Raw genomic sequence first — 20,410 nt, 5'->3', positions numbered from 1 at the left:
TCCTGTTTCTGACAAAGTTTCTCCCGCCGTTTTCCCAAAACTTCAGAAATGCCAAATCACACGATAAGGAAGTTTATGAATACGGCAAAAACCAAGAAAGTCAATAATACCACTACGTACATCGCCTGCACAAAAACGGCCTTGCCCAGGCTCTTCCAAACTCCTTGCCTAAAGAAGTGGCGCAGCGCCAGAAACAAATACAGTAGGATTAGAAGGAAACTGGTAAGGTTAAGAAAAGACGCTGAGATGACGTTTGACAGCAGAGCTGAGAGCGCGAGAATGATGAAAGCAAAACAATGGAAATGGATGGAGAAAATCAGGTGCTCTACGTAAAGCCTCTTCTGCCTTAGGTAAAAACCTTTTAGGATAAGCGCAAAAAACGGCATTAGCAGAAACATCAGGAAAGAGAGCGTTTTCAAGATCTTCTGGTCTATTTCCTCATCGGTTTTGGTGAGGAACTCTTCCTCCTGCCTTTCCATGAACTTATCATATTTGCGGTGAGTTTCACCCAGAACTCCAGGTGAGGCTTGGGTCTGGGGGGTACCAGGGCTGCCCCTTTCCCCTGGGTCTGCATCCCTCTCGAAATCAAAGGTGATAAGTCCGAAGAATATACTCCGGGCTCCTTTTTCGCCGGGCTTCAGGTCTTGTATGGAAGACAATGGTTTGCCCGGTTGCTCCGGTGTTCCCGGATGGCCCGTAAAGAACGACACAATCAGAAAAAAGAAGAAACTGATGAACACGTACAGCCTGAAGGGTGGCACATACGCAACCCGCCGGTTCTGGACAAACTCCTCCGTCAATCTCCCGGGCTTGGCCAGCAGCAAACCCATTGTCTTGAAGAATTTAGAGTCGAAATGCAGCGTATTCTCCAGCAGTTCTAAAAACAGATGCTTGGCCGGCAACCGGAAATCATGGTTTTCCTGGCCGCAGTTGGGGCAAAAATTATCGGCATCTTTAAAAGAGTAGTGGCAGTTGGGGCAAACCAAGAACTTTTTGTGGGCAACATGTGACATACCAGGATAAATCTACTTCAAAGACGCACCAAGATAAACTTTTTCAGGAAAAGAATAAGAGCTTGTTTCCCAGGCTCTTATTCTTAGCAGGTGCCCACGCATGCCTTGAACCTATGAAGGGTTATTTACTGCGGTTACGCAATCTTGCTGGTGGTTCCCGGCGAGTCTGGAGACTCGCTTCACTCCCCATGTCACGAGACTGAAGTCTCGCGCCAGTTGGTTCTAAACCTGTGAGGTCTTGGAGACCTCACAGGTTCGCGCGTTTTGGGCCCGTTTTCCGAAAAATAGCCCCAAAACGCACAGCGGGGCTGGAAGGCCTCTCTGCTTTCCTTGGCTTGTCCCCTCAAGCCAATATATAGAGTGGCAGGCTGAGACGCTTTTCTGCCGTCCTGTCGGGAGACAGCCGGGGAAGTGGGAAAACAGCCGCTAAACGTCTCTCTCCCAGCGCAAGGGCAGTTAGAAGTCTATTTCCAAACAGGCCCAGGCAGACGCTTGCGGCGCTAATAAAATGGCAAACTTTAGACGGGTTCCTTAAAAAGAAAACAAAAGACATACCTTCCTTGCCAGATTATTTTGAGAGGCGACAGTACCTTTTAAGAAAAAAACAGCATATTTAGAAGTTGAATATATTGCTGTTTAGCTTGATACTGGCAAATAGCTGCCATCGGCTGTGCCCCTATTCCTTAAATTGGAAACCTATGCAAGAAAGAAAACAACCTGCGCAGAAGCCCCATGAGATTTTAGAAAGTCCCGATTTCAAGAAACTGGTCAAGAAACGGTGGTCGGTTTCTCTCATTCTCACTTTCACCATGCTGGTAGTGTATTTTGGGTTTCTGTTGCTGGTGGCGTTCAACAAACAAGTGCTGGCTACCAGAATTGGGGAGTACACCACGCTGGCCATTCCCATTGGCCTGGGCATTATCCTGTTCGCCTGGGTTCTCACGGGCATCTATGTTTTCTGGGCCAACAGCGACTATGACACTTCAGTCCAGAACCTGAAAAACAGAATCTCTTAGTATCCTTTCTCCTCGCTAACTGACATCAACTAGCACTATGCTCCTGTCTTTCCTTCTGTTACAGGCCACTCCCAGCACATCCACGCTGGGCACCGCCAACCCGGTCTCCATTGGCATGTTCTTTCTGTTTGTGGCCGTTACGCTCTACATCACGTATTGGGCGGCCAAGAAAACCAAAACCGGTTCTGAGTTCTACGCCGCGGGCCGAAGCATCTCGGGTTTCCAGAATGGCCTGGCCCTGGCCGGTGATTACATGAGCGCCGCCTCTTTCCTGGGCATTGCGGGCATGGTGGCCACCAAAGGCTACGACGGTCTTATTTACTCCATCGGGTTTCTGGTAGGCTGGCCGCTCATCATGTTCCTCATTGCCGAACCCCTCCGGAACCTGGGCAAATACACCTTCGCCGATGTGGTGGCCTTCCGGCTGCGGCAGCGTCCCATCCGGATCGTGTCTTCGGTGGGCTCTTTGCTGACCATCGCTTTCTATCTGATTGCCCAAATGGTGGGTGCCGGGGGCTTGATCAAAACGCTCTTCGGGCTGGACTATGAGATTGCCGTGGTGGTGGTAGGCTGCGTGATGACCCTGTATGTACTGTTTGGCGGCATGATTGCCACCACCTGGGTGCAGATCATCAAAGCGGTGCTGCTGTTGAGCGGGGCTACGGTGTTGGTGCTGCTGTCGCTGGCCAAGTTCGGCTTTAGCCCCGGCAACCTGCTGGAAGCGGTAAGCACCCAATACGGGCAAGAGATGCTGTCGCCGGGCGGTTACATCACCAATCCGTTTGATGCGCTTTCGCTGGGACTGGCCCTCATGCTGGGCACCGCCGGACTGCCGCACATTCTCATGCGCTTCTACACCGTGCCAGATGCCAAGGCCGCCCGTAAATCGGTGTTTGTGGCTACGGGATTCATCGGGTATTTTTACTTGCTCACGTTCCTGATCGGGTTCTCGGCCATGGCGTTGGTGGGCAAGCCGGCTATTGAGGGCATTGACAAAGGAGGCAACATGGCGGCCCTGCTCCTGGCCGAACAAACCGGCGGCACGGCCTTTCTGGGCTTCATTGCCGCCGTGGCGTTCGCGACCATTCTGGCCGTAGTGGCCGGGTTAACGCTATCTGGGGCTTCCAGCATTTCGCATGATTTGTACGTGCACGTATTCAAAAACGGAGTCTCTGACGAGAAAGGCGAGATGAAAGTAGCCAGGCGGGCCACCGTAGCGCTGGGTATTCTCTCTATTCTGCTGGGCCTGGTATTCAAAGGCCAAAACGTGGCGTTCATGGTGGGGCTGGCGTTCTCCATTGCCGCCAGCGCCAACTTCCCGGCCCTGCTCATGTCCATCATCTGGAAAAAGTTCACCACCAAAGGAGCGGTCTGGAGCATCGCCACCGGCGCTTTCCTTTCCCTGGTTTTGATTGTGCTAAGCCCCACCATCATGGTAGACATCATGGGCTATGACGAGGCCATTTTCCCGCTGAAGAACCCGGCGCTGGTGTCTATGTCCGGGGCGTTTCTGGTGGGGATCATCGTTTCCCTACTGCAACCGGAACCCGCCGCCGCCGCTAAGTTTGAGTCTGAAAAGCTCAGGACATACCTGGGCGTAGGCGCGGAGTAATCTGCTCCTGTTCACATGCGTTTTGAGGTTATTTTTAAGAAAACAGCCTCAAAACGCATGTTGAAACAGGGAATGGCATTGGCGTAGACGCTCGCAGCTCTGAAGACGCTACAAGGTCTTTGGAGGGGGCGGCATTGCGTTAGTACCAGCAATACGTGGATCAGCAGGTGTAAACATCCCCCTTCAAAGGGGAAGTATCTGCTTTAGAAGGGTCAATACTAGAGGTAGAGTTCAGCCAATACTCTCTGCTCCTTTCCCCAGTTCCAGTCTTTCCCGAGCGCGCCTCGCTTTTGGCCCTGAATAGACATCAGCTAAGAGAGAAAGACTTCTTAGGCCGAAAAGGCAGTGCGAGAGGGGAAGACGGGGCCCCGCGGCCGTGAGCGCTTACCGTCTAAGATGAAACAACGCAGCACCTGCACCCACGCAAAAACAGCCAAGCCCAGGGAACAGCAAAAGGCGTGCAAAAACAAACAGCATGCACAAAGCCACTACGCCAGCAAAAACAACCAGCGTGCACAAAAGCCACCGCCCGGCAGCAGAGAATAGCAAACTGCAGCACCCCACCATTTACCGCCTACTTTCCAAAAAACCCACTAAAAACGGAATACCTCCCCTCATTTCTTGGCTCCTTCCCCAGAATTTCTATATTTAAGGCCGCAAACCGAACCAACAGACAAAATGGATTACCGCATAAAATCATTTGAAGAGTACCAGGACACCTATAAGAAAAGCGTAGAGCAGCCCGAGGAGTTTTGGGCCGGCATAGCCGAGAACTTCACCTGGCGAAAAAAGTGGGACAAAGTACTGGACTGGAATTTTGAGGAGCCCAACGTGAAATGGTTCGTGAACGGCAAACTCAACATCACCGAGAACTGCCTGGATCGCCACCTGGAGAAACGCGGAAACAAACTGGCCCTCATCTGGGAACCCAATGACCCCAAGGAACGCTTCATCCGGTTCACGTACCGCGAGTTGCACGAGAAAGTCTGCCTGATGGCCAACATCCTCAAGCGCAACGGCGTGCAGAAAGGCGACCGTGTGTGCATCTACATGCCCATGATCCCCGAACTGGCGTTCAGCGTGCTGGCCTGCGCCCGCATTGGGGCCGTGCACTCAGTGATCTTCGCGGGTTTCTCGCACACGGCCATGGCCGATAGAATCAACGACGCCCAGGCCAAAGTAGTCCTGACCTCAGACGGACTGAACCGTGGCCCCAAGCAGATCCCTGTGAAGCGGGTGGTAGACGAGGCCCTGGAAGACTGCACCAGCGTACAGAAAGTGATTGTGGTAGACCGCGTGGGTTGGGCCGTGAACATGGTGGAAGGCCGCGATGTCTGGTACCATGAGGAACTCCAGCACGTAGACAAAAACTGCCCCGCCGAGGAAATGGATTCTGAGGACATGCTCTTCATCCTGTACACCTCCGGCTCTACCGGCAAACCCAAAGGCGTGGTGCACACCTGCGGCGGCTACATGGTCTACACCGACTATACCTTCCGGAACGTGTTCCAGTACGATGAGAGCGACATTTACTGGTGCACCGCCGACATTGGCTGGATTACCGGCCACTCCTACCTGCTGTACGGCCCGTTGCTGTCAGGGGCTACGTCGCTGATGTTCGAGGGCGTACCGTCTTTCCCAGATCCGGGCCGCTTCTGGCAAGTGATTGACAAATTTGGCGTGAACATCTTCTATACCGCGCCCACGGCCATCCGTTCGCTCATGGCGGCCGGTTTAGACCACGTGCTTTCGTACAGCTTGGACTCGCTCAAGGTATTAGGATCGGTGGGCGAGCCCATCAATGAGGAGGCCTGGCACTGGTACCACATCCACGTGGGCAAAGAGCGCTGCCCGGTGGTAGACACCTGGTGGCAGACCGAGACGGGCGGCATCATGCTGACCTCGCTGGCCGGAGTCACGCCCATGAAACCCAGCCACGCGGGCTACGCACTGCCCGGCATCCAGCCGTTGCTGGTAGACCAGAACGGCGACGAGATGACCGAGAACGAGAAAGAAGGCTACCTGTGCATGAAGTTCCCCTGGCCGGGCATCATTAGAACCACCTACGGCGACCACGAGCGCTGCCGCCTAAGCTACTTCACGGCCTACAAAGGCCTGTATTTCACCGGCGACGGCGCCAAACGCGATGCCGATGGTCTGTGGCGCATCATTGGCCGGGTAGACGACGTGATCAACGTATCTGGGCACCGCTTCGGCACCGCCGAGATTGAGAATGCCATCAACCAGAACAAGCACATTGTGGAAAGCGCCGTGGTGGCGTACCCGCACCCCGTAAAGGGCCAGGGCATCTACGCGTTTGTGGTCTGCGGCGACGCGGTGCCGGGCAATCCGGAGAACCTGCGCGCTGAGGTCATTGAAACCGTGGTTGACCAGATCGGAAAAATCGCGAAGCCAGACAAAATCCAGATTGTGAGTGGCCTACCCAAAACCCGTTCCGGGAAAATCATGCGCCGCATCCTGCGCAAGGTGGCTGAGGGCGACATCTCCAACCTGGGCGATACCAGTACGTTACTTGACCCAGATGTGGTGGAGGAGATTACCCAAGGGGCCTTATAGGCCCCTTTTTTCTTTTCCCATGCAAAAGTAAAATCAACCTTTTAAGCTAGGGATAAGTAAAGAATAGAACTGGTTTCACTTTCAGAAACCATGGATCTGACTCTAAATTCCTTATCCCATGAACCTAAACTTTGAACACGACCAAGAGGCCCAGCAGTTTACCGCCCTGCTGGACAACGAAGATATTGGAGAACTGGCCTATGCCCTTCCAGACGAAGGCACCATAGATTTCCAGCATACCTTCATTGAAGCAGAACACCGCGGCAAAGGCTACGCCGACCAACTCATCAAACACGGCTTAGACTATGCATCCTCAAAGGGATTGGAAGTGCGCGCCACCTGCCAGGCCGTGGCAAGTTACCTGGAACGGCACCCGCAGTAAGCCTTTTTGGGCCTGTTTTCTGGAAAGTAGCCCTAACAGCGGCGCGGCCAAGGCTTGCGTGCGGCCCCTCAAAATCCCCTACAGCTTTAAACTTAAACAGGAACGGCAGGTACTTTACCCGCCGTTCCTGTTTAGGGGCTGTTTTGGCGAAAATAGCCCTTAACTTGACTTTAGTATTTTTAGAAAACAGAAAAAGAGCCTTCAGGATTTAAATGGCCTTACCCAATCCTGCACTCTTACTGTTCGGGAGTTCTACTCCCGAACCTGCCTGCTGCGGAGTTCCACTCCGCCGGGAACCACGGGCAAAGAAGGGGAATAGAACTCCCCACCCGGTTGCTTCCTGAGTGGAACTCCGTAAGAGCGGTGCCTTCAGGACTTAAATGGCCTTACCCAATCCTGCCGGTGGTTCCCGGCGAGTCTGGAGACTCGCTTCATCCTAAGTCACGAGACTAAAGTCTCGCGCCAGTTCACTCTAAACCTGTGAGGTCTTGGAGACCTTACAGGTTTAGGCGTTTAGGGCCCGTTTTCCCTAAAACAGCCCCTAAACGCCAGTTAATAAGCTAAAGCATGTTTGAATTCTTCTCTATGTACGGCAAAGGCAACATGTAAACATGCCTTTAAACAGGAAAGAGAGCCCGCCACCATGGCAAACTCTCTTTCCTGTTTAAAGAAGCTCTCCCGAGCGGCTTTTAGGCCTTCGGGATTTTGAGTTGCCACCCCACTTCAATGAGATCGGGGTTCTTGATTTTGTCCAGATTGGCCTGGTGTATCTTATGCCACTGCTGGGCATCGCCGTAGAAGTTCTTGGCGATTTTGGAGAGGGAATCTCCGCCTTTCACGGTGTACGTGTCAAAAGCCGGTTGGGGAGCGGCGGCTGGTGGGGCGGCAACCGGTTGCGCAGGAGCCGCGGGCTTTGCTACGGGTTGGGCCACGGGCTTCTGTACCGGCTTCTCCTCCCCTTTTTTCAGAAAATCAAATAATCCCATAGTTATATTTTTTTGGTTAAGCTGTCTTCTTTCAATAAAAGTATGCAACTGGCATACAGGCTAATTTCTACGCGCCCTTCTTAGATAAGTTTGTTTATTTTAATAGAACTGTGCGTAAAAACCCACGTATGAAAAACCGTGTTTGCCTGCGGCGAATACGTAGAACCCTGAACCAATCTTAAAACTATGAAAATGAAAATTGCATTACCGGCCACTCGGTTGTTCACGCTTGTTTGCCTGGTTTGGCTAAGTGCCTTCTCCTTCAGCTGTGGCAACAAGGCAGAGGACGGCGGCAACTCCCAGATGATTTCCGGCACTACCAGCAAAATCTGGAAAGCCAGCAAAGAAACCACCGCCTCCGGCGACAAAGACAAACTCACCTCAGAAGAGAAACAGGAGCAGATCCAGTTCTTCGCCAACGGCAACTTCACCCAGACCTCTGAAACGGCTTCGGCGAACGGCACCTGGGTGTACAGTGCGCCCAACAAGACCCTGAGCCTGACGTACGCCAACAACAACGTGAGCGAGAACTTCACCGTGACGGAACTGGACGACGACGACCTGAAACTACAGGCCCCAGACGGTTCTACCCTTACCTTGAAAGCTGAGTAAACCCGCCTGGCCTTAGAAGAAAGCCCACTCAAACTCATTTGGGTGGGCTCTTTTTTGCCTTTTTCGGGCTACTGGTTAAAATTGCTGATTGCCGTATACAACGGTGGTTTGCGCCTGAATTTCAAAAAACGTATCATTAACCCGAGGTTCCTTTACACGCCCCATGAAATTCCGTCTGCACCTGTTTGAACTGGAAGACCAGCCTTGGTTTCCGCACGTGGTGCGGCAGGGCATGATGGATGTGCTGCGGTTCCTGATCACGGCCCTGGGCATTTACAAACCCATTGTCCCGCTCCTGCGGCAAGCGCTGGCCCACACCCGCCAGACGCATTTGGTAGACCTTTGCTCCGGGGCCGGGGGCGGCATTCAGCAGATCTGGCAGGAGTTGGAAAAACAGGCCGGCCACCAGATTTCCATTACCCTTACAGATAAGTACCCCAACGTAGAGGCCTACCAATTTCTGGCAACCCAAAGCAACGGCGCCCTGCAATTTGAGAAAGCCCCCGTAGATGCGACCGCCGTACCAGATGACCTGCCGGGCTTCAGAACCGTTTTCTCGGCTTTTCACCATTTCAGGCCAGAAACGGCCACCGCCATTCTTGCTGATGCGGTGCGGCAAAACCAGGGCATTGGCGTATTTGAAGGGGCCGGAAAGCGCTGGCATGAGTTACTGCTGGTGTGGTTCGTTTTCCCGTGGCTCATTCTTTTGATTACCCCTTTCATTAGGCCGTTTACCTGGAGCCGCTTGTTTTTCACGTACCTCATTCCCCTCATCCCCCTGGGAACCGTCTGGGACGGCACCGTTTCTTTGCTGCGCATGTACACGCCGGCGCACTTAGAGAAAATGGTGGCCGCGATAAACGCGCCGCAGTACACCTGGCACATTGGGCGGGCGCGGCATTGGAGCGGCACCGGCGTGTTGTACTTAATAGGATATCCTTCGTAAACTGTAGCCATGAACTCCTCCTGGTCAGATGCCTGGCGCTTGCTCCGCATCCCGTTTTCCTTGTTCCTGATGCCTATTTTCTGGTTCGCGCTGAGCGCCGAACCAGAGGTGTCATTCTGGAGAACCGTGGCCGTGTTTCTGATTCTGCACCTCTTGGTTTATCCCGCCAGCAACGGCTACAACTCGTACTATGACCGCGACGAGGGCAGCATTGGCGGCCTCAAACATCCGCCCAAAGTCACCAAGTCTCTCTACTGGCTGGTGTGGGGGTTTGATGTGCTGGCGGTGGTGCTTTCGGCGCTGCTTTCCTGGTATTTTGCGGCCATGGTGTTGCTGTATCTGTTGGTGTCAAAGGCGTACAGCTATGAGGGGATCCGGCTCAAAAAGTACCCAATCCTGAGCACCTTGGTAGTGGTGGTATTCCAGGGGGCGTTCACGTTTGCCATGGTGCAGAAAGGCATCGGCGTGGCCGATGACATTCTGCTAAGCACCAATAATCTGCTGCTGGCGCTGGTGAGTTCTTTGTTTCTGTGCGGCTCTTACCCACTCACGCAGGTGTACCAGCACGAGGAGGATGCCCGGCGCGGAGATCAAACATTGAGTCTGAAACTGGGTTTGTGGGGAACGTTTCTTTTTGCCGCTAGTAGCCTGTTGGTAGCCACGGCCCTGCTTTTTTACACCTATTGGCGGCGCGACGAAGGGTGGCACAGTCTCTTTTTTCTGGTGGGTACCGGGCCGGTGTTGGTGGTTTTCAGTCAGTGGCTTTTACAGGTGAGGCGTACCCCTTCGGCGGCAAACTTTGAGAATACCATGCGCATGAACAAGGTCTCTTCCCTGTGCATGAGCTTTTCGTTCGGGCTGATTGTATTCTGGCAACTCTGGACTTAAAACGCGCGAACTCTGGCTGGTGCGGCACGTACACCTTTTTTGGGCCAACTCTCTGAAAACATGCACAAAACTTATTGGGTAGCGGTACTGGCCTTCCTGTTCAGTTGCCAATCTTCTTCAGAAGAAACTACTACTTCCACTTCCGCCGGAACCTCCACCTCCTCAGAAAAGGATAAGACCGATACAAAACTGCCCGTGCAACACATTGTGCAACGCACCCATCTGTTCTCCTCAGACCAGAGACCCGACTATTTCCGGTTGTCCCTGCACGGCACCTCCATTTCTGAGGGCGAGGTAGAATTCACCATCACCACCCAGGACGGCCAGAAAATCTACGAAGAAAGCTTTCCTGCCGCCGATTTAGAGGCCAGCCTGGTCTACGAGATGAAAACGCCCACCGCCACCAATTCTGAGCGCGAAGCCTACATCATCAAACGCATGGACAATTTTGTGCAGCCCGCTGACTTTGTTTCGCCGGCCATTGCCCCCAACGCCCCAGTACAGGCTTCCTTTGTGAATGAAAGCACCTGGAAACGCATTCAAGCCAACCCCAAAGCCATCGGGTTTAAATACCTCTTAGGCAAAGAAGACGGACGGCTACTGGTCTATGATCCTGAAAAGAAAAAAGCAGTTCGGTACGGGAGTTTTGGCGGCTAGCTGGTTGGTAGTTTTCAGTTTTCAGTGTTCCCTCTGGCGCGAGTCTCTGACTCGTGTCTAGGGATGATGGGTAGTCTCTGACTACTCTCGCTGCCTTGCAGCGAGAGTACGCATTGCTGAGAAGCAACGCTTGTTGCTCCGGTTACCCCTATTTACCACCCCGCCCTTCGGGCACCTCTCCTAAACTAGGAGGGAGTTTCTGCTTGCTGCTACTTATCATTTACTCCAAAGACCTCGTAGCGTCTGGAAGACCTGCGAGCGTCTGAGCCAATAGCTTCTCCGCTTTCGGCTCCCGGCGAGCCTGGAGCCTCATTTCATCCGTACGCACGGGACTGGAGTCTCGCGCCAGGTGATTTAATTCAGGCTGTTTTGCGCTTACTTTTCTGAAAACAGGCCAAAAACAAGAAGGCCCCACAGAAATCTGCGGGGCCTTCTTGTTGTCAAGTATATTCTAAAGACTAACTATTCATGGAGATCAGGAACTCGTCGTTGTCTTTGGTGCCTTTCATGCGGTCTTTCAGGAATTCCATGGCCTCTACGGAGTTCATGTCAGACATGAATTTACGCAGGATCCAAACACGGCTGAGTTCGTCGCGATCCATGAGCAGGTCTTCGCGGCGGGTACCGGAAGCCGGAACGTCGATGGCTGGGTACACGCGCTTGTTGGCCAGTTTGCGATCCAACTGGAGTTCCATGTTGCCGGTTCCTTTGAATTCCTCGAAGATTACCTCGTCCATCTTAGAACCAGTGTCAATCAAAGCCGTGGCGATGATGGTCAAAGAGCCGCCGTTCTCCACGTTACGGGCCGCCCCGAAGAAGCGCTTCGGTTTGTGTAACGCATTGGCATCCACCCCACCAGATAGGATTTTACCGGAAGAAGGAACCACGGTGTTGTACGCCCGGGCCAGACGAGTGATAGAATCTAGCAGAATAACCACATCATGGCCGCACTCTACCATGCGCTTGGCTTTGTCCAGCACAATGCTGGAGATTTTCACGTGGCGCTCGGCCTGTTCGTCAAAGGTAGAGGCAATCACCTCGGCTTTTACGCTACGGGCCATGTCGGTTACCTCCTCGGGGCGCTCATCAATCAACAGGATCATGAGGTACACTTCGGGGTGGTTTTCAGTGATGGCGTTCGCTATCTCCTTCAGCAATACTGTTTTACCGGTTTTGGGTTGGGCCACAATCAAACCACGCTGTCCTTTCCCTATGGGGGCGAACAAATCCATGATGCGGGTAGAGTACTGGCTGGAGCGGGTGGTCAGTTTCAGGCGTTCTTCCGGAAAAAGAGGCGTTAAATGCTGGAACGGAATGCGATCTCTGATTTCCTCGGTGGTACGGCCGTTCACGGAGTCTACCTTCAGCAACGCGAAATATTTCTCGCCTTCTTTGGGTGCCCGCACGGTGCCTTTCACGCTGTCGCCGGTTTTCAAACCAAACAACTTAATCTGCGACGGTGACACATAGATATCATCTGGGCTGGCCAGGTAATGGTAGTGGGCAGAGCGCAGGAAGCCGTAGCCGTCCTGCATCAACTCCAGCACGCCTTCGTTCGCAATAACGCCGTCAAACTCGCGGTAATTGGCGCTATTAGCGTTATTCTGTTGTTGCTGCGGCCTGGGCTGGCTCTGCTGATTGGGCTCGCGGCGGTTTTGCCAGTTGGGGTTGTTATTGTTATCGCGTGGCTCACGGGGGGTATTTTCCCTTGGCTCGCGTGGTTCTCTGGGCGCGTTCTCCCTAGGTTCTCTGGGGGCGTTTTCTCTTGGCTCCCGGGTGGTATTTTCCCGAGGCTCACGGGCCTGGAGTTCCCTTGGCTCCCGCTGCTCTCTGGGTTCACGCGGCACCCGTGGGGCAGGCTCTCTCTGTTCCCGGGGCTCCCGTTGTTCACGTGGTTCGCGTGGTTGCGGTTGAAGATCACGCGGCTGCGGGCGGTTCTCGCGGGGCTCAGGACGGCTTTCGCGGGGCTGGGGCTCCCTTCCTTCAGAACGGGACAGTTCCCGTGCTTCGCGAATGTCGGGGCGCAGGGCCTGCGGCGCATGGAGTCTGTCTTCCCGCACCGTTGCCGGGGCACGTTCTGCTCTCACGGGACGCTCAGCAGAGGTAGTTCTGGTTCGGCCACGGGCCGGAGCAGCTGCCGGAACATCTTCCGGGACAGCTTGCACCGGTGTTTCCTGCACTGGTGCTGGCATGGCAACAGGGGCGTTGTCCACCACCGTCTCCGGAACGGGCACATCCGCTACCGCTACCGCAGCATCGGTCTGTTCGTCTGCCTTCTTAGATGTTTTTTTATATTTTTTGGGGAGATTCTCAAGGGGGGTAACGGCTTGCTGATCCAGGATTTTGTAGATCAGGTCTTGTTTGCTGAGCTTCTTGAAGTTCGTGACGCCGAGGTTCTCAGCAATCTCTTTGAGTTCTGAAAGAAGAGAATCCTTCAACTCGTCAATGTTGTACATAAATTGAATTAATTAGCTATTCGGTTTAAATGCATAGCGGTTGCAGAGCGCAACAGGCAGACGGATTAAAACAGGAAAAAATTGGTGTGTAAGACGTACTGGAGAACCCGGATGACGGTCGTTCAGAAAATGTACTGCAATGTTAGACAGCCTTGTTCTATTTTACAAGCAATACGAGAAAATTAATATATAAAGTTACACAAATTTTCACAAAAACCTGCCTATTGCCGCAGCCTATCCAAAATATTCTATTTTTGCGTACACATAACCAGACGCACCATGTTACAGATACCCGTTTTACGCGAGCATACCGATCTTGTTCTTGCTGGCCTGCAGAAAAGAAACTTCCCTAACGCCGCCCAGGAAGTACAGGCTTTGCTGGACTTGGATCAGAAACGCCGCACCCTGCAAACCGAGCGTGACGAGCTCCTGGGCCGGGCCAACGCCTTGGCCAAGGAAATAGGCGGCCTCATGAAAAGCGGCCAGAAAGACCAGGCCGAGGCCCTCAAAACCGAAACCGCCGACCTGAAGCTACGCACCAAAGCCCTGGACGAGGAAGTACAGAGTCTGGAGCAAGCCCTGCAGCAGGGACTCTACAAAATTCCCAACATTCCGCATAGCAGCGTGCCCGCCGGCCGGTCTGCCGAGGACAACGAAGTGGTACTGGAACATGGTTCTATCCCGCAACTGTCCGCAGGCGCGCAACCCCACTGGGAACTCATCAAGCAGTATGACATCATTGACTTTGAATTAGGTATCAAAATAGCCGGGGCCGGATTTCCCGTGTACAAAGGCCAGGGCGCCCGTCTGCAGCGCGCGCTCATCAACTTCTTCCTGGACGAAGCCATGAAAGCCGGTTACACCGAAGTGCAGCCCCCCATTGTGGTGAACGAAGCCTCGGGCTACGGCACCGGCCAACTCCCCGACAAGGAAGGCCAGATGTACCACGCCACCGCCGACAACCTCTACCTGATCCCTACCGCCGAGGTGCCCATCACCAACCTCTACCGCGACGAGATCATTGCCGAAGGCAAACTTCCCATCAAAAACGTGGGCTACACGCCTTGTTTCAGAAGAGAGGCCGGTTCCTGGGGGGCAGATGTGCGGGGTTTGAACCGCCTGCACCAGTTCGACAAAGTAGAGATCGTGCAGATCCAAACCCCGGAAAAATCCTACCAGGCGTTAGAGGAAATGAGCCAGTACATCCAGGGTCTACTCCAGAAACTGGAACTTCCCTACCGCGTGCTCCGCCTCTGCGGCGGCGACATGGGCTTCACCTCGGCCCTCACCTATGACATGGAAGTGTATTCCGCGGCCCAAGGCCGATGGCTGGAAGTCAGTTCCGTCTCTAACTTTGAAACCTACCAGGCCAACCGGTTGAAACTGCGTCAACGTACCGAGGGTGGGAAACCGCAGCTGCTGCACACCTTGAATGGCAGTGCCCTGGCCTTGCCGCGTATTGTGGCCGCATTGCTGGAGAACAACCAGACGCCGGAAGGAATTAAGTTACCGCAGGCCTTGCACGCTTACCTTGGGTTTGAGATGATTACCAAATAGCGAAGTTTTCCTTTCAAGGATTGAAAAGGCATTTCAGGTCTGTTTTAAGTAAAACGGGCTTGAAACGTCTTCTCCTTTTTGGCCATTTAAATGGCGTTCCCAGATTTGATTTATCTCTTCTTTGGAAACCTAGAAGTGCATGCAGTTTGCCATTGCTAGCGTGGCGGATGGTTGATGCGGTGCCCTTATGCTTGGTTGTTGCATGGTTTCCCTCCGAGCGCTCACGGCCGCGAGGCCCCGCCTTCCGCCCTCGCGCTGTAATTTCTCCTCACCTGCATCGCTAACGCTCAGAGGTGGTCGAACTCTAGGCGCTCAAGCGAAAGGCTGTAAATAGAAATACCTGGGAGTAAGCAGGTTAAGTAAGCGCTGGCTGCTTTAACGGGCTGCTCAATACAAAGGAATCGTTAATAAAGAACCGCTGGCGCGAGTCTCCGATTCGTGTCTACCGTGCAGCGCGACAGACGCATTACTGGTCTTCGTATTTTAACAATCACTTTCTAAGGCAAAACCAAATCCTCCCGTTTCAAGCCTATTTTCACCAACAAAGCCCAAAACCAGCTCTTGGTTTTTACTGGTTATCCGCCAAGGCGACATGTAACTCTTCCGGCGAGGGATTTTTTAGGGGCTTCTGCTCTCCAATTACCACCATTGGGAAGCGGACTCGGCCGCGGTTCATGTCCTGGATGGCCTGCATGGCTTCGTCGCTTTGCTCTACGTTGAGGTAGTCGTAGGCCACGTCATGGGTTTTGAAGTAGTCTTGGATCGCGATGGTTTTCTTGCACCAATCGGCACCGTATAGAAGGGGTTTGGCAGCCATAATAGTATTTGTTGGTCTGCCGTTTTCTACGTCTTTCCCAGAAAACAGGCTGAAAACGACTTCGCCTTAAAGAGAGGAGGCAGACTGATCCAGGACGGGCAACTGGAAATCGAATTTGATTTCGCGCATGCACCGGAAGTGGCGCTCCGGACATTTGGAGTAACCGATTTTAGAGCACGGGCGGCAATACAGGTTCTTCACTTCCAGCACCTCAAAATCCTGGGTGTAAGGGTACATCCCGAAGGCGGGCACGGTGTTGCCCCAAATGCTGTAAATCTTCTTCTGAAAAGCCGCCGCAATGTGCATGAGACCAGTGTCATGGCTGAAGACCGCCTGCGCCTGCCGTACCAGAGAAGCTGAGCCGTTGAGGTTGTACTTTCCGCAGGCGTCGTAAATGACCGTCCGGTGCGTGGGGCGGGGAGATTCGCTCGAAAAGTAAGGCTCTGAGGTGAAGTACATCTCTATCATGCGGGCTACTGCGGCATCCTCTTTGCCACCCAGCAACACAATTGGGCCGTTTATCTTCTCGCAGAGCTCTATCAACCGGTCTACCGGCAGGCGTTTGGTGTAATGCTGCGCCCCTATCGCGATGGCGTAGTAACCATTGTGGTGCGATGCGGGCAAAGTGGACAGGTCTACTTTGTCTTTCTCCGGAATGAAATAGTCTAACCCTCGCCCATCGTTGGTCACCGCCAGAGCCGCTGCCGTGGCCAGGTAGCGGTCTACGATGTGCACGTCTGGCATTTGGTCTATCTTGAACTTCACCAGCAGCCATTTGCGGTAATTCAGTTTGTCGAAGCTTCGGCTAGGGCGACCCAGGCGGGTCTTCAAAATGCGGGTGCGCAGGTTGTTATGCAGATCCAGCACCAGATCATAGTTCTCGGCTTGCAGTTGGCGCAGCAGGTCTTTCAGAGAGGTCTCCAGGCAAAACACTTTGTCCACGTACGGGTTGCTGGCGATGATGTTCCGGAACGCGGCCTTCGTGCAGAAATGCACTTCGGCCTCCGGCACCTGTTCTTTCACGCACCTAATGACCGGCGTGGTGAGCACAATATCGCCAATGGAGGAGAACCGGATGATGAGGATCTTTTTCAAGGAATCGCCGTTTAGACCTTCGGCAAAGGTACGGGTTGCGGGGGAGATTTCCTGCGCCATTCCTAAGGCCAATCAGAGAGCATCTATCAGCATTGCGTCATAACGTTTTGGGCATCATTCCCACAAAACGGCCCTGAAACGGAAAGCCTCTCCGCTGGCGCGAGCGGCAAGCTCGCGCCAGCAGTTTACCAAAGTAATCCTTCTAAAACAGAAAAGCCTATGACTTTCATCACAGGCTTTTCAAAACAGGGCTGAGCATTTTTTATAACCCGTACTTGTCAATCAAATACACCAAGGCGGCCATGGAGGCACCGCCTAATTCCAGTTCGCGGCGGTTTACTTTGTCAAAGGTGTCGTTGGCGGTGTGGTGGATGTCAAAGTAGCGCTGGGAGTCTGGCCGGAAGCCGATGAGGGCGACGCGGTCATCTTTGAGCGGCCCAATGTCGGCCCCGCCGCCGTTGCGGTCAATGTCGTGGAGGCCGTAGGGAGCCAGCAGCGGCTTCCAGGCGAACGCTTTCTGGAAAGCGGCCTCGGTGGTGGTGGCAATCCCGAAGCCGCGCGGCGTGAACCCACCGGCATCTGACTCAATGGCGGCAAGGTGTTTCTCGCCCTGTTTCTTGGCGACCTCGGCGTATTTGGTGCCGCCGCGTAGGCCGTTCTCCTCGTTCATGTACATGACGGCCCTAATGGTGCGCTTGGGTTTGTAGTTCATGGCGCGCATCAGGCGCAGCACTTCCATGGATTGCACGCAACCGGTGCCGTCGTCATGCGCGCCTTCGCCAATGTCCCAGCTGTCCAGGTGGCCGCCTACCACAATAATCTCGTCGGGTTTCTCAGAGCCTTTGATTTCCCCGATGACGTTGTAGCTGAGCACATCGGGCAGCCACTGCGGGTTCATGCGCAGGTGGAACTGCAGCTTCTCGTCTTCTTTCAGCAACTTGCTCAGCAAATCGGCGCCTTTGGTACTGATGGCGACCGCCGGGATTCTGGGCGCATCCTCGGCGTAGCGCAAACCGCCGGTGTGCGGAAAATCATCGGTGTTGGAAGCCATGGAACGCACCACCACGCCTACCGCGCCTAGGCGACCGGCCTCTGAGGGCCCGCTGGAGCGCTGGTCTACGGCCCCCCGGTAGGCGTGTCCGGTGATAATGTGGGTTTGGTCAAAGCCCCGGTTGAAAAACACAATCTTGCCCTGCACTTTCCGCTTGCCCAGTTTCTTGAGTTCATCCAGGCCGTTTACCTCAATCACTTCGGCGGTGAGTCCGTTGGCCGGCGTGGCTACGGAGCCGCCTAGGGCCAGCACGTTCACTTCCCGCGTGGGGGTAATTTTTGAGTTCACGATGGCGGCGTATTCCTTCTCGCCCCGTACCCAATGCGGCACCATCACTTCCTGCAGATACACGCGGTCTAGACCCATTTTACTCATCTCCTGCCGGGCCCATTCTACGGCAGCCGCAGCTTGCGGTGAACCGCTCAACCGGGCCCCGATGTGGCTGGTGAGGTAGCGCAGTTGTTCATAGCTCTGGCCTTGGGTAAGCGCCATGTCATAAATCTTGCGGATGTGTAGGGAGTCCTGGTTCTGAGCACTGCCCGCCAGCGGAAGACTGAGGGCGACTGCTAGGGTGATCTTTTTGAGGGAGCGAAGCATGTTGTTTGTAGGGTTGGGTAATTTCTAAGCTGCGAGTTACAACCCACCGCGCAGAAAGGAAAATAATGCGCTGAATTTTCAGCAGTCGTTTTGCCGGAGAAAGCGGTTACCTGGTTCCGAGGATTTTCTTCAAATCTGCCGCTGAAACGGTCAGCAATCCTACCGGCGGGAGGCGTTCGGTGAGGGTGCGCCAGTTCTTATCGGCTTTGAAAACGGGTTCCAGGATTTTGATGGCCTCATCTACTTTACCGGTGTTCGCCAGCGTGATGCCGTGCCAGTACTGCATCTCCAGGTTGTTGGGTTGCAGCCGTTCGGCGGCGCTGTATTCTTGCATGGCCAGGGCCATGTCGTTTTTCTCCACGGCCAGGTCGCCGTTGTTCATGTGCTCGTAGGCGCGCTGCACGGTAAGCAGCCGGCGGAGTTCCTGTAAGGGCACCTCGTGGTCATCTACCCGCAAATCCACCAGCCGCTCGTCCCAGGGCTTTTTGTTGCTTTTGCCCGGCACCACCAGCAAGGCCGCCGATTGTCTTCCCCTGATGTCTCCACCTTGCGCTTCGGCGGCATCCAGCACGGCCAGCATCCGCTCGGCTAACGGCAAATGGGCATTCTGTTCAAACGCCTTCGCCATGGCGGGCCATACCGTCTCATTCAGCATCATGTTGGCTTGCACCGAGAAGTTCTTGCCTGTGATGTGCCCGGCGTAGGTAACGCATTTCTTGCCGGTGTGCGTGGCTACACCGCCTTTGGCGTCCAGAATCGCCACCTGGCGCACCTCGCGCCCGATATCATTGGACAGCAGAATCTTCAGCGTTTCCTCCGCGGATTTCCCCTGTTTCATCAGCGCCAAGCCACGCAGCCCGAAGGATTTGTTCGTGAACGACTGGGTGGCCACCACGCCCACGCCAGCCTCGCCCCAACTCACTGAGGCACCCACCGAGAACCAATGGCTTTGCACGGCCACCGCCATCTCGCCGGTTTTGGGGTCACGGGCCACAATGGAATAAGTATGGGCGAAGGGTTCCTGGGGTTTATAGACCTGCGCCGTAGCCGGTTGGGCAAGAGCTAAAGTGCCGAGGCCAAATAGCATTAAAAGCTTTTTCATGAAGTAATTTCTAAGTAAACAGATGTGAAAGATACTGAAATTCAACTGTGGATTTACACTCTGCTTGGTAGCGTCGTTACCCTGTAACGACGTGGCTCCATGAAACGGGAAAGCCTCTGCCAGAGAAAACCTTTCAAGGACTTTGTTGCATAGGCGCTTCCTGGTTAGGAGGAGCGGTTCTGCTGCGTAGAACCATGTCGTTACAGGGTAACGACGCTACAGATAGAGGAAGGGGGAGACTCAGGGTTTATAGAATCGGTCTCCTTGCCAGTTGACGGGATTGGAGAGAATGTACTTCTCAATGTGCACCAATTCGGGCTGGTTTCTGATGATGCGGTCATGGAACCTGGGTTGCCAACCGAAGGGCTCGGTGCTCACGCTCCTGATCATTTTTGTACAAATAGACTTGTAAAAGCCAATAATATGAGACACCGAGCCCGCCTTTGGCGATATGGAGGTCATGTATTCATCTTTTCCCGTAGCGGCGTTACTGGATACTGCCAACTCGTCCCCTAAAACCGAATCATTACGAACCGTTCCCTCCAACCCAATAATGCCATGCACATGGTTGGGCATGACTATAAATTCGCCTAGAAAAAGGCGGAGCCAGTGATGTTCCAGCTCCAGCCAGTAATCATGGGCAATTTGGCCCTCATCAGACAAGACCATTTCTCCGTTCACTACTTCGCCAAAGAAAGGATAACGGTCTTGCGTGCAGATGGTGATGAAATACATACCTCCTAGCCGGTAATCATAACCGGTGAGGCGACGGGCTTTTTTGGTGAAGGCATCATGTTTTGACATAGGGTTATGGCAAATCCAGGCGCTCCTTCTAAACGAAAAGGCCAACTATCTGTTTCGAATATAAATGTAGCGTCGTTACCCTGTAACGACGTAGCTCTACGCAGCAGAACCGCTCCTCCTAACCAAGGAACCGCCTATGCAACAAAATCCTTGAAAGGTTTTCTCTGGCAGAGGCTTTCCCGTTTCATGGGGGCGCGTCGTTACAGGGTAACGACGCTACATTTTCCTGTTTCGAGCCTATT

General features: G+C 53.8%; 18 protein-coding genes. 10 read left to right on the top strand and 8 right to left on the bottom strand.

Going from position 1 to position 20,410, the window contains the following annotated elements; translation table 11 throughout:
• Positions 1–56: 56 nt before the first annotated feature.
• Complete coding sequence (locus HHO50_RS09075) at positions 57–1,013, bottom strand: DUF3667 domain-containing protein (RefSeq protein WP_181305700.1); 957 nt, start codon at positions 1,011–1,013, stop codon at positions 57–59.
• A gap of 698 nt (positions 1,014–1,711) precedes the next feature.
• Between HHO50_RS09075 and HHO50_RS09070 the strand changes: the two genes are divergently transcribed.
• The 5 genes from HHO50_RS09070 (at position 1,712) to HHO50_RS09055 (ending at position 6,600) form a co-directional block, all read left to right on the top strand.
• The gene (locus HHO50_RS09070; RefSeq protein ID WP_181305699.1) at positions 1,712–2,029 is read left to right on the top strand and encodes a DUF485 domain-containing protein; all 318 of its coding nucleotides are present in this window, start codon (positions 1,712–1,714) and stop codon (positions 2,027–2,029) included.
• Between the two features lie 37 nt (positions 2,030–2,066).
• Entirely contained in the window at positions 2,067–3,641 is a 1,575-nt protein-coding gene (locus HHO50_RS09065) for a sodium/solute symporter (RefSeq protein WP_181305698.1), read from the top strand.
• Between the two features lie 396 nt (positions 3,642–4,037).
• On the top strand, positions 4,038–4,187 hold the full coding sequence (locus HHO50_RS21035; protein ID WP_219921499.1) for a hypothetical protein: 150 nt from the start codon (positions 4,038–4,040) through the stop codon (positions 4,185–4,187).
• A 132-nt stretch (positions 4,188–4,319) separates the two neighbouring features.
• The gene (gene acs / locus HHO50_RS09060) at positions 4,320–6,218 is read left to right on the top strand and encodes an acetate--CoA ligase (RefSeq protein WP_181305697.1); all 1,899 of its coding nucleotides are present in this window, start codon (positions 4,320–4,322) and stop codon (positions 6,216–6,218) included.
• 118 nt (positions 6,219–6,336) lie between these two features.
• On the top strand, positions 6,337–6,600 hold the full coding sequence (locus tag HHO50_RS09055; protein ID WP_181305696.1) for a GNAT family N-acetyltransferase: 264 nt from the start codon (positions 6,337–6,339) through the stop codon (positions 6,598–6,600).
• Between the two features lie 689 nt (positions 6,601–7,289).
• Here HHO50_RS09055 and HHO50_RS09050 read toward each other — a convergent pair.
• Positions 7,290–7,586 carry a LysM peptidoglycan-binding domain-containing protein gene (locus HHO50_RS09050; RefSeq protein WP_181305695.1) on the bottom strand — a complete coding sequence of 99 codons (297 nt, stop codon included), beginning with the start codon at positions 7,584–7,586 and terminating at the stop codon, positions 7,290–7,292.
• Positions 7,587–7,778: 192 nt separating this feature from the next.
• On the opposite strand from HHO50_RS09050, the gene HHO50_RS09045 reads away from it, so the two are divergent.
• From HHO50_RS09045 to HHO50_RS09030, 4 genes are all read left to right on the top strand, one after another.
• On the top strand, positions 7,779–8,198 hold the full coding sequence (locus tag HHO50_RS09045; protein ID WP_181305694.1) for a lipocalin family protein: 420 nt from the start codon (positions 7,779–7,781) through the stop codon (positions 8,196–8,198).
• Positions 8,199–8,361: 163 nt separating this feature from the next.
• On the top strand, positions 8,362–9,144 hold the full coding sequence (locus HHO50_RS09040) for a class I SAM-dependent methyltransferase (protein WP_181305693.1): 783 nt from the start codon (positions 8,362–8,364) through the stop codon (positions 9,142–9,144).
• 9 nt (positions 9,145–9,153) lie between these two features.
• Positions 9,154–10,032: a UbiA family prenyltransferase gene (locus HHO50_RS09035; RefSeq protein WP_181305692.1), complete on the top strand. Its 879-nt coding sequence runs from the start codon at positions 9,154–9,156 to the stop codon at positions 10,030–10,032.
• Positions 10,033–10,092: 60 nt separating this feature from the next.
• Positions 10,093–10,689: a hypothetical protein gene (locus HHO50_RS09030; RefSeq protein WP_181305691.1), complete on the top strand. Its 597-nt coding sequence runs from the start codon at positions 10,093–10,095 to the stop codon at positions 10,687–10,689.
• Positions 10,690–11,147: 458 nt separating this feature from the next.
• On the opposite strand, the gene rho is transcribed toward HHO50_RS09030, so the two are convergent.
• Positions 11,148–13,145 carry a transcription termination factor Rho gene (gene rho, locus HHO50_RS09025; RefSeq protein WP_181305690.1) on the bottom strand — a complete coding sequence of 666 codons (1,998 nt, stop codon included), beginning with the start codon at positions 13,143–13,145 and terminating at the stop codon, positions 11,148–11,150.
• Positions 13,146–13,424: 279 nt separating this feature from the next.
• Here rho and serS point away from each other — a divergent pair, with 279 nt between their 5' ends.
• Positions 13,425–14,702, top strand: a complete 1,278-nt coding sequence (gene serS / locus HHO50_RS09020; protein WP_181305689.1) for a serine--tRNA ligase — start codon at positions 13,425–13,427, stop codon at positions 14,700–14,702.
• 568 nt (positions 14,703–15,270) lie between these two features.
• Here the strand turns inward: serS and HHO50_RS09015 are convergent.
• The 5 genes from HHO50_RS09015 to HHO50_RS08995 all read right to left on the bottom strand — a co-directional run bounded on the left by HHO50_RS09015 (position 15,271) and on the right by HHO50_RS08995 (position 20,168).
• On the bottom strand, positions 15,271–15,519 hold the full coding sequence (locus tag HHO50_RS09015) for a glutaredoxin domain-containing protein (protein ID WP_181305688.1): 249 nt from the start codon (positions 15,517–15,519) through the stop codon (positions 15,271–15,273).
• Positions 15,520–15,585: 66 nt separating this feature from the next.
• Entirely contained in the window at positions 15,586–16,674 is a 1,089-nt protein-coding gene (locus tag HHO50_RS09010; protein ID WP_181305687.1) for a glycosyltransferase family 9 protein, read from the bottom strand.
• 202 nt (positions 16,675–16,876) lie between these two features.
• Positions 16,877–18,262 (bottom strand): M28 family peptidase, encoded by a 1,386-nt coding sequence (locus HHO50_RS09005; protein WP_181305686.1) that lies wholly within the window; start codon positions 18,260–18,262, stop codon positions 16,877–16,879.
• A 106-nt stretch (positions 18,263–18,368) separates the two neighbouring features.
• Entirely contained in the window at positions 18,369–19,364 is a 996-nt protein-coding gene (locus tag HHO50_RS09000) for a DUF1028 domain-containing protein (RefSeq protein ID WP_181305685.1), read from the bottom strand.
• 240 nt (positions 19,365–19,604) lie between these two features.
• The gene (locus HHO50_RS08995) at positions 19,605–20,168 is read right to left on the bottom strand and encodes a transposase (protein ID WP_181305684.1); all 564 of its coding nucleotides are present in this window, start codon (positions 20,166–20,168) and stop codon (positions 19,605–19,607) included.
• Positions 20,169–20,410 lie beyond the last annotated feature (242 nt).

Origin of the sequence: Rufibacter sp. XAAS-G3-1, from assembly GCF_013623775.1 — a bacterium.
Lineage (GTDB): Bacteria > Bacteroidota > Bacteroidia > Cytophagales > Hymenobacteraceae > Nibribacter.
Note: the sequence above shows the minus strand (reverse complement) of the source record. Positions and strands in the feature narration are given on the sequence as shown.

What these genes read in the sequence shown, in the direction of transcription:
- HHO50_RS09000 (WP_181305685.1), bottom strand. Translation starts at nt 19,364, where the DNA reads ATGAAAAAGCTTTTAATGCTATTTGGCCTCGGCACTTTAGCTCTTGCC.
- acs (WP_181305697.1), top strand. Translation starts at nt 4,320, where the DNA reads ATGGATTACCGCATAAAATCATTTGAAGAGTACCAGGACACCTATAAG.
- HHO50_RS21035 (WP_219921499.1), top strand. Translation starts at nt 4,038, where the DNA reads ATGAAACAACGCAGCACCTGCACCCACGCAAAAACAGCCAAGCCCAGG.
- HHO50_RS09075 (WP_181305700.1), bottom strand. Translation starts at nt 1,013, where the DNA reads ATGTCACATGTTGCCCACAAAAAGTTCTTGGTTTGCCCCAACTGCCAC.
- HHO50_RS09050 (WP_181305695.1), bottom strand. Translation starts at nt 7,586, where the DNA reads ATGGGATTATTTGATTTTCTGAAAAAAGGGGAGGAGAAGCCGGTACAG.
- HHO50_RS09070 (WP_181305699.1), top strand. Translation starts at nt 1,712, where the DNA reads ATGCAAGAAAGAAAACAACCTGCGCAGAAGCCCCATGAGATTTTAGAA.
- HHO50_RS09030 (WP_181305691.1), top strand. Translation starts at nt 10,093, where the DNA reads ATGCACAAAACTTATTGGGTAGCGGTACTGGCCTTCCTGTTCAGTTGC.
- HHO50_RS09045 (WP_181305694.1), top strand. Translation starts at nt 7,779, where the DNA reads ATGAAAATTGCATTACCGGCCACTCGGTTGTTCACGCTTGTTTGCCTG.
- HHO50_RS09065 (WP_181305698.1), top strand. Translation starts at nt 2,067, where the DNA reads ATGCTCCTGTCTTTCCTTCTGTTACAGGCCACTCCCAGCACATCCACG.
- HHO50_RS09015 (WP_181305688.1), bottom strand. Translation starts at nt 15,519, where the DNA reads ATGGCTGCCAAACCCCTTCTATACGGTGCCGATTGGTGCAAGAAAACC.
- HHO50_RS09010 (WP_181305687.1), bottom strand. Translation starts at nt 16,674, where the DNA reads ATGGCGCAGGAAATCTCCCCCGCAACCCGTACCTTTGCCGAAGGTCTA.
- HHO50_RS09035 (WP_181305692.1), top strand. Translation starts at nt 9,154, where the DNA reads ATGAACTCCTCCTGGTCAGATGCCTGGCGCTTGCTCCGCATCCCGTTT.
- HHO50_RS08995 (WP_181305684.1), bottom strand. Translation starts at nt 20,168, where the DNA reads ATGTCAAAACATGATGCCTTCACCAAAAAAGCCCGTCGCCTCACCGGT.
- HHO50_RS09040 (WP_181305693.1), top strand. Translation starts at nt 8,362, where the DNA reads ATGAAATTCCGTCTGCACCTGTTTGAACTGGAAGACCAGCCTTGGTTT.
- HHO50_RS09005 (WP_181305686.1), bottom strand. Translation starts at nt 18,262, where the DNA reads ATGCTTCGCTCCCTCAAAAAGATCACCCTAGCAGTCGCCCTCAGTCTT.
- HHO50_RS09055 (WP_181305696.1), top strand. Translation starts at nt 6,337, where the DNA reads ATGAACCTAAACTTTGAACACGACCAAGAGGCCCAGCAGTTTACCGCC.
- rho (WP_181305690.1), bottom strand. Translation starts at nt 13,145, where the DNA reads ATGTACAACATTGACGAGTTGAAGGATTCTCTTCTTTCAGAACTCAAA.
- serS (WP_181305689.1), top strand. Translation starts at nt 13,425, where the DNA reads ATGTTACAGATACCCGTTTTACGCGAGCATACCGATCTTGTTCTTGCT.